Below are 15,370 nucleotides of genomic sequence, written 5' to 3' on the forward strand. Positions count from 1 at the left end.
TTTTGGGAGGGTTATGTCTGACAAAATCGGCCTGAACGCGTACGTGGTGAAGATGCGTAAGCGCATGACAGCTTCGGATCTGGAAAGTTCCCTCGGTGGCCCGCACGATGCGACGGCAGTGTTCTACGACTACCTGAACCAGCGACGAACTACCACGACGAAGGTTCAGCGAACATCGACCGCGTTCTCGGTGATCCGGCTGGAGAAGGACGAGACGATTCCATCTGTGCATGGCCTTATTGAGTTTGGAGAGTACGGCCGCGCGGCTACGCTGAAGGATGTAGAAAGCGGTTCCACGACACACCGAAAAGGTAGGAACGAAAGCGAGTTCTCCCCCCGTTATTTTCGAGCCCACTTCCCGAACGGGCGAACGCGCGGTGTGTTCCTCGTTCAGCAAAATGGCAGCGACAAGACCAAGGCTACGATCGAGAACGACCTTCGGTCTTACTGCGAAAATTGCGAGCTGACCTTGGCGATGAACCCGCTCACTCACCAGGAGGCGCTGGAGAAGTTTCTAGGCCAGGGCCAGGCCAAGACCCTTCGCGTTACTCGTTATGTTCGGAATCAATTTTCGGACGAGATTCTGAGGGGAATGAAGGTTGATGGCGAGCAGCTGGATCAGGGCGCCGAGGTGGAAATTGTGATTCGACACTCCAATCTGGTCAAGCGAATCGGAGCCGCCGCGCTCAGTGTGTCACAGCGGGCAACCGCCGCAAGGGATCTGATCGAAATCGCTGGATTGGACGGATACGATGATGTTGCGGTCGACGTCCAGCTGGCAGGAAAGACCCGAAAGATGAGTTTGACAAGTGCTGGTGGGACAGCTATGCGATACGACGTGACGAACGATATTGAACTGGACGGGGACGGACACCCAACCTATTCGTCAATAGACACTTACGCGAAAAAATTATGTCGAGACTTGGTGGACAAAATCGTCTAGAATCCATGCCATGACACGGTTCTTCAACATTGGACCGATTGTCTGGGACCATTTCCGTCCCTTCCGTTTTGGGGAGAAACGGCAAACGAGTTTCCAGCACATCGCCGTCTTTCTCGTGATTCCGATCCTATTCGGGGTCGCGCTATCGTTTTGGAAGCCGGCCGGAGCTCGCTCACAGCAGGCCGCGTTCATGACTGCCTACTCCTTGGTGGCGGCCGTGATGCTGGCTCTTTTGCCGGTCGTCCAAAGCATTCTTGGTTTTACCCCTATCGACCGAGAGCGAGTGTTTTTGGAGCGAGATAAGCCACTTTGGAGAGAACAGGTCATTCGCCTTCAGGTGTTACGAGAGCTCTACTCTGAGATCTCGTTTGCTGTCCTAATACTTGTCGTATCGTTGGCTCCAGCTATGGCTGCAGGCGCTAGCGCTCTGCCGCTTTGGGCTCTTCAGGGGTTGAGTGCTTTCGTCTACTCCGTCGGATTCTCTGCTGCGATCGCTTGCGTACACATAATGACCAATGTGTATCTGGTTTTGGATGCGCAAGCCAAAGAGGCGACTCGCTTTCTCGACAAGGCGAACCCTGACGCCGCTCATCCCTCTCAAGAGAATCGGATGTCGAGCGGTTCATCTGCGGCATGAAAAAGGCCGTTCCTCCCTGAACGGCCACTGCGTCAATCTACCCCGCCGCCACCCCGTACTTCTCCGGCTCCGACGCCAGGCAGTACAGCACCGTCGCCCAGAACCGCAGCGGCGGCACGTCCGGATCGCCCGTCAACAGGTGCGGGTATCGTTCCTCAAACGAGCGTACCAGCGCCTTGCGCGCCGCCTCGCTGCCCAGCCCGTAGACGTGGATCAACTTCAGTTCGAACTGCATGGCCGACGTCGGCGTTTCATCTGTCGGTTCGACCCCGCGCCGTTCGATGTCCTCGTGTGTCTGCACCGTTGAACGCGGCGTCCGCTTCATCCGCTCGGGGTTCAACTCCCCTTCCACGTAGATCCCGCCCAGCTGCTCGGGGAACGCCAGCCGCAGCACGCCGGCCTCGGCGCACTTGCCCAGCATCGTGTGGGGCATCGTCCGCCAGCAATCACTTTCCGGGTTCTCGCGTTCGCCCCATCGCACCGTGTGCGCGTACAGGAACCGCTCGCCGTTCAACAGCCGGTAAGCGTACGCGGTGGCGCTGACGAGCCTGCCCTCGCCGTCCTCCGCGAACTTCGTGACCTCGTTGCCAGCGTACTGGCCGGTGCGGTGCGCGATTGTGCGGATGCCCTCGATCGTCAGTTCGAACTCGACGACGCGATGCCCCGCGGCGCCGGGGCAGTCCCGGAATTTGGGGTAGACCGTCCTGCTCCAAGCGTTGAGGTTGTGCTTCGCGCAGAAGTCCAGCATGTGCCGGTATTCCTCGCGGGACAGTTCGGGGAACCGGCTACGGCGGTGCGCCTCTTCCGATTCCGTCAGTACCACCTTCACGCCATCGTCGGAACTCTTAGCCATCACGGCCTCCCGTTGTAAATCCCCATCCGTGGATGTGTTCGGTCTTCTACAGGGAGGGATTATACTCCATAAGTACGGGAAGTGTTAGGATAAAGTCACTTATCCCCACCCTGTCCACCAAGATTGTGTTTCTGGCCCGAACCGGGATAGGCTACGCCCCATGCTCCGCCGCCTCTGGTCGATCCTCGCCACGTTCGCCCGCGACGTCTACGACTTCGCGTTCCCGCCGTTCCACGAGCCCCCGCCGCCCGGCGGCTTTCCCGTCGAGACGCCGAAGAAATCCGAGTAGCCGATTTGCCTCCCCGCCGTTCGTAGCGTATCGTGACCCCGTCACAGTCACCGGAAGCGGGACTTGCGACTGCATACCCCGACCGAACGCCGTCCGCCTACCTCGCACAAGAGAGGTGGGCACGCGATGGAACCCTACTACAGCGAAAACGGAATCACGATTTTCCACGGCGATTGTCTAGAAGTCGCTGATGGGCTGGAGAGTGATTCCGTCAACCTGATCCTAACCGATCCGCCGTACAGCAGCGGAACGCGCCGTGAGGGTGCCAAGGGCGTCCGCAAGAGCATGAACCGTGAGACGGCGGACGACGCGTGGTTCGGGACTGACTGCCTTACAACCAACGGCTTTCTGTGGCTGATGCGAGGTTGCGCTCGCGAGTGGCGGCGACTGTTGAAGCCCCACAGCCACATACTGAGTTTCATTGACTGGCGGATGAATCCTGCGCTGGCCGGTGCGATCGAGACAGCGGACCTGCGACAGTCCGGCGTGGTCGTGTGGGACAAGATGATGATCGGCATGGGCGCGTGCTTCCGAAATCAGCACGAGTTCATCCTGCATTTTACATACGGCGTGGGACGCGAGCCATTCCGCCGGGACTGCCCCAACGTGCTGCGCTACCCCGCGATTCGCGGCGGCCTACATGACTGCGAGAAGCCCGTCGACCTGCTGTCGAAGTTGATCGAAGTGACAACCGACGCAGGCGAAACGGTCTGCGATTTTTTCGCGGGCAGCGGTTCGACTTTGGTAGCCGCAAAGGCTGTCGGGCGGTGCGCGATCGGCATCGAATCGGAAGAGCGATACTGCGAGATCGCCGCCAACCGCCTGCGCCAAGGCGTTCTCTTCGGATCGGAGGTGGCCTAATGGAACGGCTCCTATCGACAACCAAAGCAGGCGAGGCGCTGGGCGGCCTCCATCGTAACGACGTCTGTCGTTTGATCCGCGACGGCAAGCTCACCGCTAAGAAGCTGGTGGTCCGCGGCCGTGGTGGTAAGCCGCGCTACGCCGCCCCCCAATCCTCCATCGACCAGTTCATCCGCGAGATGCCCGACGCGAAGGGCGACGCGCGGCCGGTTCGGCGCGCGCCTCGTCGCGGGAACCTGCGCGACGTGATTGAGTTCGTTTGACGTCCCCGAACAACTGACGCTCCACATGACTCGCCACCTCTCCCAACTTCTCCCGCAGATCGCCGCGGATGTAATACTCGTCCACCGGGTAGCGGAACCGTCGGCCCATCACGACCGCGATCAGGTCGGAGTCGACGTTGGCGCCCACCATCAGCGTGCGGCCCATCGCGCGGAGCGTCTTGAACCCGGCGCGGTACCGCTCAAGTTCAAGCCCCGCCACGAACCGCTGGAAGTTCTTGCCGATCGTGTCGTTTCGCCCCGTCGTCAGCAGGCCCCGCTCGTCGCTGGTCGTTCGAGCCGCGTTGCACCGTTTCCCCTGCTCGCTCAGGAAGAACAGGTGCGGCTCGGCAGGCGTGATGCCCTTCAGCTTGAACAGTTTATCGCGATGCGCCGCGCTCGCGTCCAGCGCAGCCCACACGACCGCGGGCAACGCCGCGACGCGCGGCCTGTTGTTCTTCACGCGAGGGAAGACGACGACGCCCTGCTCGCGCTTGAACGCCTGCCGTGGGACGGCGGAGCAATCGTCCGAACCGAAGCCGGCGAACAGCGCCAGCAACATCTGCGCGTACAGGTGCGGATTGCGTTTCTTCCCCTTGGCGGCGGTCAACATGGTTCGCAGGTCGTCGACGGACCACGAACGGGCGCCGTGCTTCAGGTCGCGATCGTTGCGGTCGCGATCGATCCGCGCGGCCGTCGGCGGGTCGAAGTCGTCGCCGTAATCGGGGGACCGCATCAGGTGCTTTCGAGCGGCCACGTCCAGGGCGGCGCGAACGATGACGATGTGACGATGGGCCGCCTGCAGCCCACGCCCGACCGCTCGTGCCCGAATGGCGGTGAAGTGCTTGCCGGGCGCGGGGTCGCCGGGGTAGCCGGCGCAGAACTCTTCCAGGTCGGTGGCGAACGAGGTCGATTCCTTCAACTTGCGATCCAGCTCCATCCGGCACTTGGCGAATTGGACGGCGCTCAGTTCCCCATCGTCGAGCCGCTTCTTCTGCCGCGTCAGGTAGAGATTGACGGCGTCGCGCAGCGTGTACCGTTTGCGAGCGGCCACGACGCGGCCCATGCCCGTACGCTCGGCTTCCAGATCCGCCTTGTACTGGTCGTAGCTCTCCATCGCGTCGGCGGTGTACCGCAGTTCGCGACCGCGTCGCTTGCACATCCAGTAGCCGCGAACGTGCCAGTACAGGGGAAATTCGGGCCACGGCTTGGCGGGCTTGTTCGTGGTCGCGGGTGTGCGAACGGGTGTGCGATCGTCGCTCATGCCCTCATGTTGAACGAAATCGCCCGGAAAAACAACGCGCCTGCGAACGCTGCCAACGTCCCTGATAAGGACGAGGTCGATGGTTCGAATCCATTCGGGCCCATTTGTGGAAGCAGGCCGATCCCCATGGATCGGCCTTTTTTATGCGCCGGTGTTCCGCAGCCGCCTGCATCCTTACGCAAATGCTGGCTTGACCCTGGAACGGCACCCGCGAATCATGGGGCGGACGCGCACAAAGGAGCCGCCGATGTTGAAATCTGGCGTTGTCGTTTTAACCGCCCCATCGCCGGGCCAGTTGGCCGAGTCCCATGGCGCTTACGTGAAGGTGGACGGGCGCGAGTGCCTGTTGCGCAGCGTCGAGCTGTTCCTGAACCGCGACAACGTGAAACAGGTCCTGCTGGTGATCGATCCGGAACGGATGGATGAAGCCAAGCAAAAGTTCGGCGCGCACCTGGGCTTTTCGGGCGTAAAGGTGGTCAGCGGTGGGCCGCGCTGGTTGGACCAGATCGCCGCGGCCCAACCGAGCGTGATCGGCGAGGCGACGCACGTCATCGTGCACGACGCCGCCCGGCCGGTGGTGCCGTTTTCCGATATCGATTCCTTGATGGAAGCCGCGGCGCAGCACGAGGTCGTCGGCCTCTGCACACCCGTGCGGACGACGCTCGTGGAGACTGACGAGGGTGGGCACCCCATGGCGTACCACCTGCCCGACCGCTACGTGCAGTTGCTGACGCCGCAATGCTTCAGCGTGGGCAAGTTCGCCGAGATGGCCAAGACGAAGATGGAACTGCACGCGTCGACGGTACACCTGCTGAAGGGGTCGCCGTTCAACATGCGCGTGGGCCACGTGGGTGATGCGGTGCTGGCCAAGGCGTTTCTGGGCATGTTGCCGAAGCCGAAGAAGTCGCCTCTGAATAATCCGTTCGAGGAAGCGCAGTGGTGATGGGGTGCGGAAGAAGTGGGCGGTGGCGGTGGGCAGTCGCGAGTACATTCTCTGTACAACGCCCCCCATCGTCATCCTGAGAGGCTGTTAAAGAACACGCTCGCGTCCGTTTCGTCTGCCCGTTAACCACTCCCCTCCCCGCTCACTTGACAATTTCCGTGCCGCGACGACGCTTCGCCGCGTCGGTTTGGGACACGGAGATACGTCTATTTACCTGCTGCTTATCCAAATTGCGGTGATTTTAATCGCGAGCCGATTGCTCGGCATGCTCGCGCTGCGCATCGGGCAGCCGCAGGTGGTGGGCGAGATGCTGGCCGGCATCATGCTGGGGCCAAGCCTGCTGGGGCTCATGTCGCCAGAGACGTTTCAGAGCCTTTTCCCGGCCGACTCGGTGGGCGCGCTGAACGTGCTGGCGCAGGTCGGCATCGTGCTGTTCCTGTTCCTGATCGGGCTCGAGCTGGACCCGAAACTCGTGCAGGGCAAGCGCCGTAGCGCGCTAATCATCAGCACGGCCAGCATCGTCGCGCCGATGGCGCTCGGCATCGGGTTAACGTTCTACCTGTTCAACCGGCACTACGACCCCGCGACCGACGGCTTCCTGTCCGTGTCACTTTTCATGGGCGCCGCGATGAGCGTGACGGCGTTCCCGGTGCTGGCCCGCATCCTGACTGAGCGCAACCTGCACAAGACCCAGATCGGTGCGATGGCGATCACCTGCGCCGCCGCCAACGACATGATCGCCTGGTGCCTGCTGGCGTTCGTGGTCGCTATCACCACCGCCGACGGCACGCTGCTGGACGCCGGTCGGACCGTCCTGCTATCGCTGGTGTACATCACAGTCATGGTGATGCTCGTCCGGCCGTTCCTTCAGCGGTTGCAGGGGTTGCACGACAGCCAGGGGCGGCTGAGCCAAGGCGTCTTCGCGCTGATCCTGTCATTGGTGCTGGTGAGCGCGATCGCGACGGACCTGATCGGCATCCACGCGCTGTTTGGCGCGTTCATGCTGGGCGCGATTATGCCAAAGGGGTCGCGGTTCGTGCATACGCTCAACGAGAAGCTGGAGGACGTGACGGTCGTCTTCCTGCTGCCGATCTTCTTCGCCTCGGCCGGTCTTGAGACGAAGATCGGCCTGCTAAATAGCGGGGCGCTGTGGGTCGACGCGATGCTGATCATCGCGATCGCCTGCGCGGGCAAGTTCGGTGGATCGGCACTGGCGGCCCGCGCCTGCGGCATGCCGTGGCGCGAGGCGTCGGCGATCGGCATCCTCATGAACACGCGCGGCCTGATGGAACTGGTGATCCTGAAGGTCGGCCTGGACCTCGGCGTGGTCACCCCGCCGGTCTTCGCGATGCTCGTAATCATGGCGATCGTAACCACTGCACTCACGACGCCGGCCCTTGCGTGGGCGTATCCCAAGCGATTGATGCAGCCCGCATCGCCTCGGCCCGCGGAGCCAGCGGGGGCCAGCGAGACGCCGTCACCGCACAAGGGATACTCCGTGCTGATCCCGGTCGCCTCACCCCGCAGCGGTGGGCCGTTGGTGCAGTTGGCGAGCCTGATCACGGGGCGAACGAGCGGCCGGATCATCGCGCTGCACTTGCGCCGCCCGGTCGAACGCGACGCGTATCGCACCGGCCTGGATGACTCGATCACCCCCGCTCAGGACGAATCGCTGGAACCGCTGCTGGCACGGGCCAGCGCGCAGCAGATCCCGGTCGACCCGCGCACGTTCACCAGCGTGGACGTGCCCGGCGACATCGCGCAGGTAGCCTACGACGAGCGATCGAACCTCGTGTTGATCGGCTTCCACAACCCGGTCTTCGGCCAAGCGCTGCTTGGTGGCACGGTGGCGCGCGTGATGCACGACACCGATACCGACGTCGCCGTCTTCATCGACCGCGGCTTCCGCCAGCCGCGGCGCCTGCTGGTGCCCTTCCTCGGCACCTCGCACGACCGCCTGGCGCTGGAACTGGCCGACCGCATCGGCCGGGCGGGTGAGACGTCGATCACCGTGCTGCACGTGGTGGCCCCCAAGAGCGCCAACGCCACCACGCCCACCGGCGCACGGCACGCGGTCGAGCGCGTCTTCAACGATCCGACCCAGCCGCGCCCCGTGGAGGTGCGCACGATCGAGAGCGAGACCCCGGTGTCGGCCGTGCTCGAAGCGGCCGGTGAGTTTGACCTTGTCATTATCGGCGTTTCGGAAACGTGGGGCCTCGGCAGCCGCCTGTTCGGAATGCGCGCCGAACGCATCGCCCGCGACTGCGTGTCGTCGCTGCTCATCGTGCGCAAGCATTCCCATCAAACGGCTGAAGCTTCCAAGCGCTAGCGCCCAGTCCACAGCCCTTTCGCTACGTCGCCCCGATCGATCGCAGGTAGGCCGCCGCTGTGGGCTTGTTTTCGTGAATCGCCCAGCCCAACGGCGTGCTGTTCCAGAGCGTGTCGTACGTATTAAGGTTCGCGCCGCTGGCCACGAGCAGTTTCAGCATCTCCACATCGTCGTGGATCGCCGCCTGATGCAACGGCGTCGAGTGGACGTGCACGAGCAGGAACGCGTTCGCGTCCGCACCGGCATCCAGACAAAGCCGCGCCGCCTCATGCTGGCGGTTGATGCACGCCATCGATAACGCGGCGTGACGCTCCCCGGCGTCGGCAGTCGGCAGCAGGCGCGTAAGGTCGTCGTTGCGCCCAAGGCCGGCGGCGATCGAGGCGGTCATTGGTAGGCCCTGGTTCACCATCGCCTGCACCGGCTCGCGCAGCGCATGGCCAAGGGTGATGTGGATCGCGTGCGGCGTCACCTGCGCGCCGCGCGACAGCAGGAGGGCCATCAGTGGTTGCTGAAGGCCCTGGTCGCGGGCGGGGTCGCTGGTCATCACCAGTTCGAGCGTGTAATCGAGGTCCGCCCGCTTGGCGCCTGCGTCGATGATCGCCGCCGCGCAGTCGACAATGTTGGCGGGCATAACCGCCATCAACGTCGGGTTGTTCGCGACAAACCAGAGCAGCTTCGGGTCCTTGAAGTACCCCGGCTGATAGCACTCGGGCTCTTCCGCGGCGTCACTGGCCAGGTTCGGATGATCGGAGAGCAGCCGCTTCAATGTCGCTAGGTCGCCAGCATGAACGGCCTGTACCGCCGACTTGAAATGTGGATCGCGAATCACAGGGCGATCCAGCAGCTCGATAATCTGCTCGCGGTCCGCCGCGACGCCACCGTCCCGGGCGTAGTTGATCGGCGACTTGCCGTTCTTGTCACGCAGCCACTCCTTGGCATTGTGGCGGAGCAACAGTTCCACCATCGCCAGCGGCCCGCGCCACGCCGCGAAGTGGAGCGGGGTCGACCGGTCCTCGCACTCGCGTCGTGGGTTAGCACCGGCAGACAAGAGACGCGACGCGATGGCGATTCGATCCGCTTCGTTCGCACTCGACTGACACGCCAGCCACAGCGGTGTGTTGGTAACACCTGTTGGCGAGTCGGCGGCCACGCCCATCGCCAGTAGCGCATCTATGACGGCCACGCGCCCTGCGCGGGCCGCCGTCTGCAAGGCGGTGAATCCAATAGGCCCCCGTGCGTCGGCTAGCGCCGAGTCGTCGCGCAGCATTGCGATGGCCGCGTCGTCGTTGCCGAGGTAGATGTGCGTGAACACCGTATCAACCGCCCCACCTTCCCGAAGCACCTGGCGGACCGCCTCGACGTTCGGTGGCGTTGCCAACCCGCAGAAGGCCAATTCGTACGGCGTGATATTCTCGCCATCCACAACTTCCAGCCTCGCCCCGCGCGACATCAGCAGCCGCAAGACGTCGACCAGCCCCCGGTCGGCCGCCAAGTGCAGTGGCTTGCGCGGGGCCGAGCATTCGTTGGGGTCCAGCCCACTGTCTAGCAACAGCGTCACCATTTCCAGCGACTTTGCCTGAAAGATCGCCGGTGGCCAGAGCGCGGGCGTCAGCAGGTTCTGATCAGCATCGATCATCGTCCGTACCGCTTGCACGTCGTCTCGCGCAGCAGCCTGTGCTATGGCGTGACGGCGGTCCAACGCGCGCACGATCGTGAGTTCCTCGATCGCCCGGGGCTTGTAGTGGGCATGCTTGGGGTCAATATCTCGCGCTGCCTTCTCGGCGTACTCCAGCGGCGTCATCGGTGTCCTGGTCGGGTCGAAATCGCGAACCGCCCAGCCGGCGTGGCCGCGCCACGTCGCGCGAACGCTCATGTCGATGTGCTGCCCGACACGCGCGGCGAGATATTCCAACATGTACAGGTTCCGATCGCCGTTCGTGTTGATCGCGTGGAAGATCGGCGTTTGCCCCCCAACGCCGTCGATCATGTCGGCACGGGCATTGACGTCGGCGTATCTCTTGAGCAGTTCCTCACAGCACTCGATCTCACCGAACTCCACGGCACAGTGCAGCAACGTTGCCCCGGCCAGCCGGATGTTACCGTGGGGCATGTCGGTGATTCGCTTCGATATCAACGCCCGGTCCGCATTCAGCAGGTCGGCCAGTTGCTTTGCGTCGCCCCGATGGATCGCCAGAACGGGCGGCGACAGTTCCGGCGGAACGTACGCGCCGTGCTGCAGCAGCAGATCGATCCCACGGTGCTTGGCGTCGTTGTGACCTCGGACGTACGTGCCGGTCCACGCCACCAGCGGGCAAGTGGCGCCGTACTTCGTATCGACGGGTGGAAACGTGACGTCGCAGCCGGCGTCGAGCAGCCACTGCAACCCCAGCACGTCCAGGCCCTCGCCCACGCCGAACACGATCGGCCCATAACCGCTGCCGTACTGCCCGTCGGGGTCGGCGCCGTGATCGAGCAGCAGGTCGAACAGTTCCCGGCGGACCTTCACCACCTCCGGCGCGTCGCCGCCGTACCACACGGCGTTGGCCAGGCCGGCGTCCAGGTCGTGCTGCGTGAAGTCGCCACCGGTCAGGATCGCCCGCACCTTCGCCACGTCGCGCGCACGCACGGCCCTGGGCAACGGCTCGACCTCGCGCTTCACGTCGATCGTCTGATCCGCCCCGCGGTTCATCACCTCGACGACGCGCATCAGCTCGGCCCAGTTGCGGCAGCCGTAGCCGCGCGCCAGGCGGTGCTGCGCATCGGCCAACTGGATCGCCTCCAGCTTCGCCAGCCGTTTGGCCTGCTTCTTCAGATTCTCGATGGACGGTTTGACCGGCAGCCGTCTACGCGGCGGCGGCGGTGACGACGACGACGGACCGTTGGACGTGGACATGACGAACCCTTTCCGCAAGTTCGCCCGTGTCCGCTAATCGGGTGAGGAGGAAAAGGTTGTATGTACGAAACGCAGTACGGCAAGGCGGGCTTGGCCCTTCCCGCGGACGGGTGGCCGCCTGATCGGCCTCGGCTGTTGTACCGCGGTGATGAAGCGGTGTCGAACGAAATCGCGGGATCGATGCTCATGATCACCGCTTCATCCGTGCGGTGCACATACTTCGCCTGTACACTACGGCCGTGTCATCCTTCCTGGACCTCATCCGCGCCTTCAACGACGCCTCGGTCGAGTACGTCATTGTCGGTGGTTTAGCGACGATCCTGCACGGTCACCAGCGGTTGACGGGTGACGTTGATTTCGTCATCTCGCTTGATCCGGACAACGCCCGGCGTGCGGTTGAGGCGATCGGTGCGCTAGGATACCTCCCGCGCGTGCCCGTGAACCCGCGCGACTTCGCCGATGCCGATGTTCGGCAGTCGTGGGTGCGGGATAAGGGACTGATGGTCATGTCGTTCTTCGACCCGAAGAGCCCGCTGCTCGACGTCGACCTGTTCGTCGACTACCCCGTTCCTGAAACCGAGTTGTGGGCCGATTCGGAAGTGAAGGACGTCGGCGGTCTACCCGTGCGGGTCTGTTCAATCAATCACCTGATCGCGATGAAACTGAAGGCCGCACGGGCGAAGGATTTGGAGGACGTGCGCGTGCTGCGCATGATTCAGGCCGATGGATAACGTCACGCCTACGCCCGCACCCGACGCGATGGCCGAGCAGGAACGTCAGCAGATCCTGTACAAGGCTCGGCATACGACACCGTTGCAGCGCATCATTTGGCTCGAGGAGACGCGCAAGCTGCTGGCGCCCTATCTGTTGCGCGGAGAAAAAGCCCGCGCAAACGCAACTGGGGGGACGACGGCAGGTCACACTAGCGCGCCTGGATGATCGATTGCGGCTCAGCTTCTCCGCCGGGGGGACAAAGCTAAGCCGCAAGCGGTACTCGCGAGGCGCGGTCGGTTGAACTCTTCCGCGCCCTCGCGTATCCTTTTGCCACCTCCCATAGCCGTGGGCACGTCGTCCCGGCGGGAACCTATCAACGACCGACCCATACCGGCCTCGGCTGGGGGTTTGGTGTCTAGGAGTACGTTTCGATGTCGATCACCGCTGAACTGAAGAGCCAGATTCTGTCCGATCACAAGCTTCACGAGAAGGACACCGGTTCGCCGGAAGTTCAGATCGCGCTGCTTACCCGGCAGATCACCGAGCTCACCGACCACCTTCGCACGCACAAGAAGGATCACTCGTCGCGCCGCGGGCTGCTGAAGATGGTCAGCCGGCGTAACAGCCTGCTGAAGTACCTGACGCGCGAGGATCGCACGCGATACTTGGCGATCATCGCCAAGCTCGGCCTGCGTAAGTAAACTTTTCAAAGATCGGGGCACGCAACAGCGTGCCCCGATCTGTTTTATCACCCGCCGTTCGCCATCGGCTTCGTTCCTCTCGGCCTCGGGACGAACAGTGACGGCAACGATCGCGGGTCTTTTGCTTTACCGAGGGAGCGGACTGATCGAGGATCGAAGATAGGTGGTCTGGAATTGCGAATTGCCGATTGCGGAGTGCGGATTGAAAGACAGGCATGCAGCCCCTTCACTCCGCACTCCGCACTCCTCAATTTGCAATCTTCGGCTCCCCTCCCCTCGACCTTCGATTCATCCCTTCCTCGACCACACGACAACTTGAGGCCGCGGAGAATCCACACTTATGCCACAAGCCATTCGAGTTGAACGCCAGATCGGTGGACGGACGCTGTCGATCGAGACCGGCAGCTACGCCAAGCTCGCCGCCGGCGCCGTCACGGTGCAGTACGGCGACACGGTCGTCTTCGGTGCCGTCGCCACCGCCAACCCGCGCGAGGGCATCGACTTCTTCCCGCTGCAGGTCGACTACCGCGAGCGCCGCGCTGCCGCTGGCAAGTTCCCAGGCGGGTTCCTGAAGCGCGAAGGCCGCCCCACCACCAAGGAAATCCTGACTGCCCGCCTGATCGATCGTCCGCTGCGCCCGCTGTTCCCCAAGGGGTTCATCGACGAGGTGCAGATCCATTTGAACGTGCTGTCGTTCGATGGCGAGAACGATCCCGACATCCTCGCCGGCATCGCCGCCAGCGCGTGCGTGGCCATCAGCGAGATCCCGTTCATCACGCCGACCGCGCACGTGCGCGTCGGCAAGATCGAGGGCAAGCTGGTCATCCAGCCCACGATCGAGCAGGTTGAGTACAGCGACATGGACCTGGTCGTCGCCGGCACGAAGCACTTCGTGAACATGATTGAGGTCGGCAGCCGCGAAGTGCCCGAGGACGACGTCGCCGACGCGATCGAGTTCGGCCACAAGCACGTGGTCGAGATCGCGAAGATGATCGAGGAACTGGCCAAGAAGTGCGGCACCGTGAAGAACGAGAACAAGTACGCCGCCGATCCCAGCGTCGCCGAGACCGTGCGTGCCAAGGTCTACGATCAGGTGCGCGAGGTGAAGGGCAAGGCCGGCAAGGCCGACCGCGCCGAGGCAACCAGCGCCGTGCTGACGAAGCTGTTGCTGGAAATGGCCCCGCCGATCACCGATCCCAACGCGTCGTACGGCGCGATCATCGCCCAGAAGACGCAGGCCAAGAAGATCCGCGCCGCCTTCAGCGAAGTGGAAGAATCGATTACCCGCGAAGCCATCCTGTCGGGCGTCCGCCCCGATGGCCGCGGGTTCAACGACATCCGCCCGATCAGCTGCGAGGTCGGCATCCTGCCCCGCGTGCACGGGTCGGCCGTCTTCACGCGCGGCGAGACGCAGGCGATGTGCACCGTCACGCTCGGCACCAGCAGCGACGAGCAGATGGTCGACGGGCTGATCCCCGAGTACAGCCAGAAGTTCATGCTGCACTACAACTTCCCCAGCTACAGCGTGGGTGAGGTTCGCCCGATTCGCGGGCCCGGCCGTCGCGAGATCGGTCACGGCGCGCTCGCCGAGCGTAGCCTGATCGCCGTCCTGCCGCCGATCGACGTCTTCCCCTACACCGTCCGCATCATCAGCGACATTCTCGAGTCCAACGGCTCGTCGTCGATGGCTTCCAGCTGCGGCGGCTGCCTGGCGCTCATGGACGCCGGCGTGCCGATCACCAAGCCCGTCGCGGGCATCTCGGTCGGCCTGGTTCAGGAAGGCGACAAGTACGAGCTGCTGACCGACATCATCGGCGAGGAAGACCACTTCGGCGACATGGACTTCAAGGTTGTCGGCACGACCGATGGCATTACCGCCATCCAGCTCGACATCAAGACCGAAGGTATCACGCACAAGATCATTCGCGACACGCTTCACCGCGCGAAGGAAGCCCGCCTGAAAATCCTGGCCGAGATGGCCAAGGCCCTACCCGCCCCCCGTAAGGAGATCAGCGAGTACGCCCCGCGCCTGCTCACGATCAAGATCAACCCTGAGAAGATCGGCAAGATCATCGGGCCCGGCGGCAAGAACATCAAAGCCCTGCAGGAGTCGACCGGCGCTCAGGTCGACATCGAGGACGACGGCACGGTTTACATCTCCTCGGTGGACGGCGCCGGCGCCGAGAAGTGCCGCGACATCATCGAGGCGATGACCGCCGAGGTGAAGATAGGCAAGATCTACACCGGCACGGTCGTCAGCATTAAGGACTTCGGCGCGTTCGTCGAGATCGCCCCGGAGACCGATGGCCTCTGCCACGTCAGCGAGCTGTCCGACAAGTACGTCGAACGCGTGATGGACGTCGTGCAGATGGGCCAGGAGATCAAGGTGAAGGTGCTGCTGATCGACGATCAGGGCCGCATCAAGCTAAGCCGCAAGGCCGCGATGCAGGAACTGGGCGAGAGCGACCCCGATCCCGCTCCGCGCGAGCAGCGCGAAGGCGACGAAGCCCCCGCCGGTGACGGTGGCGGCGACCGACCCCGCGGTGGCGACCGTGGTGGCCGCGGTGGTGGTGGCGGTGGCCGCAGCCGCGGCCCGCGCCGGGACTAAGGCGCACACTGGCCGTGCCGCTTTAGCGGTTCGGTCTTAAGCTTTGCTACAAATCAGGGAGGACGCCCAACGGCG

At 63.5% G+C, this 15,370-nt stretch carries 13 protein-coding genes; 10 read left to right on the forward strand and 3 right to left on the reverse strand.

All coding sequences use genetic code 11. From position 1 onward, the window contains the following. Window positions 1–13 precede the first annotated feature (13 nt). Together VGN72_06665 and VGN72_06670 are read left to right on the forward strand one after the other, a co-directional pair. On the forward strand, window positions 14–943 hold the full coding sequence (locus VGN72_06665) for a hypothetical protein (GenBank protein ID HEV7299033.1): 930 nt from the start codon (window positions 14–16) through the stop codon (window positions 941–943). 10 nt (window positions 944–953) lie between these two features. Next, window positions 954–1,580, forward strand: a complete 627-nt coding sequence (locus VGN72_06670; GenBank protein ID HEV7299034.1) for a hypothetical protein — start codon at window positions 954–956, stop codon at window positions 1,578–1,580. Between the two features lie 37 nt (window positions 1,581–1,617). Here VGN72_06670 and VGN72_06675 read toward each other — a convergent pair whose 3' ends face one another. Continuing rightward, window positions 1,618–2,433 (reverse strand): recombinase RecT, encoded by an 816-nt coding sequence (locus VGN72_06675; protein ID HEV7299035.1) that lies wholly within the window; start codon window positions 2,431–2,433, stop codon window positions 1,618–1,620. A gap of 160 nt (window positions 2,434–2,593) precedes the next feature. Here VGN72_06675 and VGN72_06680 point away from each other — a divergent pair, with 160 nt between their 5' ends. Continuing rightward, a complete protein-coding gene (locus VGN72_06680; GenBank protein HEV7299036.1) occupies window positions 2,594–2,722 on the forward strand; it encodes a hypothetical protein in 129 nt (42 codons plus the stop codon). Window positions 2,723–2,848: 126 nt separating this feature from the next. Further along, a complete protein-coding gene (locus VGN72_06685; protein HEV7299037.1) occupies window positions 2,849–3,583 on the forward strand; it encodes a site-specific DNA-methyltransferase in 735 nt (244 codons plus the stop codon). Window positions 3,584–3,751: 168 nt separating this feature from the next. Here the strand turns inward: VGN72_06685 and VGN72_06690 are convergent, their stop codons facing one another. After that, on the reverse strand, window positions 3,752–5,107 hold the full coding sequence (locus VGN72_06690) for a hypothetical protein (protein HEV7299038.1): 1,356 nt from the start codon (window positions 5,105–5,107) through the stop codon (window positions 3,752–3,754). Between the two features lie 247 nt (window positions 5,108–5,354). On the opposite strand from VGN72_06690, the gene VGN72_06695 reads away from it, so the two are divergent. After that, window positions 5,355–6,050 carry a 2-C-methyl-D-erythritol 4-phosphate cytidylyltransferase gene (locus VGN72_06695; GenBank protein ID HEV7299039.1) on the forward strand — a complete coding sequence of 232 codons (696 nt, stop codon included), beginning with the start codon at window positions 5,355–5,357 and terminating at the stop codon, window positions 6,048–6,050. A 235-nt stretch (window positions 6,051–6,285) separates the two neighbouring features. Continuing rightward, window positions 6,286–8,379 carry a cation:proton antiporter gene (locus tag VGN72_06700; GenBank protein HEV7299040.1) on the forward strand — a complete coding sequence of 698 codons (2,094 nt, stop codon included), beginning with the start codon at window positions 6,286–6,288 and terminating at the stop codon, window positions 8,377–8,379. Between the two features lie 22 nt (window positions 8,380–8,401). On the opposite strand, the gene VGN72_06705 is transcribed toward VGN72_06700, so the two are convergent. Next, window positions 8,402–11,272 (reverse strand): ankyrin repeat domain-containing protein, encoded by a 2,871-nt coding sequence (locus tag VGN72_06705; protein HEV7299041.1) that lies wholly within the window; start codon window positions 11,270–11,272, stop codon window positions 8,402–8,404. Between the two features lie 239 nt (window positions 11,273–11,511). Here VGN72_06705 and VGN72_06710 point away from each other — a divergent pair, with 239 nt between their 5' ends. The 4 genes from VGN72_06710 (at window position 11,512) to pnp (ending at window position 15,295) form a co-directional block, all read left to right on the forward strand. Next, a complete protein-coding gene (locus VGN72_06710; protein ID HEV7299042.1) occupies window positions 11,512–12,003 on the forward strand; it encodes a nucleotidyl transferase AbiEii/AbiGii toxin family protein in 492 nt (163 codons plus the stop codon). After that, window positions 11,996–12,211: a hypothetical protein gene (locus tag VGN72_06715; GenBank protein HEV7299043.1), complete on the forward strand. Its 216-nt coding sequence runs from the start codon at window positions 11,996–11,998 to the stop codon at window positions 12,209–12,211. The genes VGN72_06710 and VGN72_06715 overlap by 8 nt, the downstream gene beginning before the upstream one ends. A 206-nt stretch (window positions 12,212–12,417) precedes the next feature. Continuing rightward, window positions 12,418–12,687, forward strand: coding sequence for a 30S ribosomal protein S15 (gene rpsO, locus VGN72_06720; GenBank protein ID HEV7299044.1), 270 nt, complete (start codon window positions 12,418–12,420; stop codon window positions 12,685–12,687). A 340-nt stretch (window positions 12,688–13,027) separates the two neighbouring features. Beyond that, complete coding sequence (gene pnp, locus VGN72_06725; GenBank protein ID HEV7299045.1) at window positions 13,028–15,295, forward strand: polyribonucleotide nucleotidyltransferase; 2,268 nt, start codon at window positions 13,028–13,030, stop codon at window positions 15,293–15,295. The last annotated feature ends 75 nt before the right edge of the window (window positions 15,296–15,370 follow it).

Source organism: Tepidisphaeraceae bacterium (assembly GCA_035998445.1).
Classification (GTDB): Bacteria; Planctomycetota; Phycisphaerae; order Tepidisphaerales; family Tepidisphaeraceae; genus DASYHQ01.

Excerpts from the sequence above, each read along its gene's own strand:
- VGN72_06695 (HEV7299039.1), top strand. The coding sequence starts at position 5,355 with ATGTTGAAATCTGGCGTTGTCGTTTTAACCGCCCCATCGCCGGGCCAG.
- rpsO (HEV7299044.1), top strand. The coding sequence starts at position 12,418 with ATGTCGATCACCGCTGAACTGAAGAGCCAGATTCTGTCCGATCACAAG.
- VGN72_06675 (HEV7299035.1), bottom strand. The coding sequence starts at position 2,433 with ATGGCTAAGAGTTCCGACGATGGCGTGAAGGTGGTACTGACGGAATCG.
- VGN72_06665 (HEV7299033.1), top strand. The coding sequence starts at position 14 with ATGTCTGACAAAATCGGCCTGAACGCGTACGTGGTGAAGATGCGTAAG.
- VGN72_06670 (HEV7299034.1), top strand. The coding sequence starts at position 954 with ATGACACGGTTCTTCAACATTGGACCGATTGTCTGGGACCATTTCCGT.
- pnp (HEV7299045.1), top strand. The coding sequence starts at position 13,028 with ATGCCACAAGCCATTCGAGTTGAACGCCAGATCGGTGGACGGACGCTG.
- VGN72_06685 (HEV7299037.1), top strand. The coding sequence starts at position 2,849 with ATGGAACCCTACTACAGCGAAAACGGAATCACGATTTTCCACGGCGAT.
- VGN72_06690 (HEV7299038.1), bottom strand. The coding sequence starts at position 5,107 with ATGAGCGACGATCGCACACCCGTTCGCACACCCGCGACCACGAACAAG.
- VGN72_06715 (HEV7299043.1), top strand. The coding sequence starts at position 11,996 with ATGGATAACGTCACGCCTACGCCCGCACCCGACGCGATGGCCGAGCAG.
- VGN72_06705 (HEV7299041.1), bottom strand. The coding sequence starts at position 11,272 with ATGTCCACGTCCAACGGTCCGTCGTCGTCGTCACCGCCGCCGCCGCGT.
- VGN72_06680 (HEV7299036.1), top strand. The coding sequence starts at position 2,594 with ATGCTCCGCCGCCTCTGGTCGATCCTCGCCACGTTCGCCCGCGACGTC.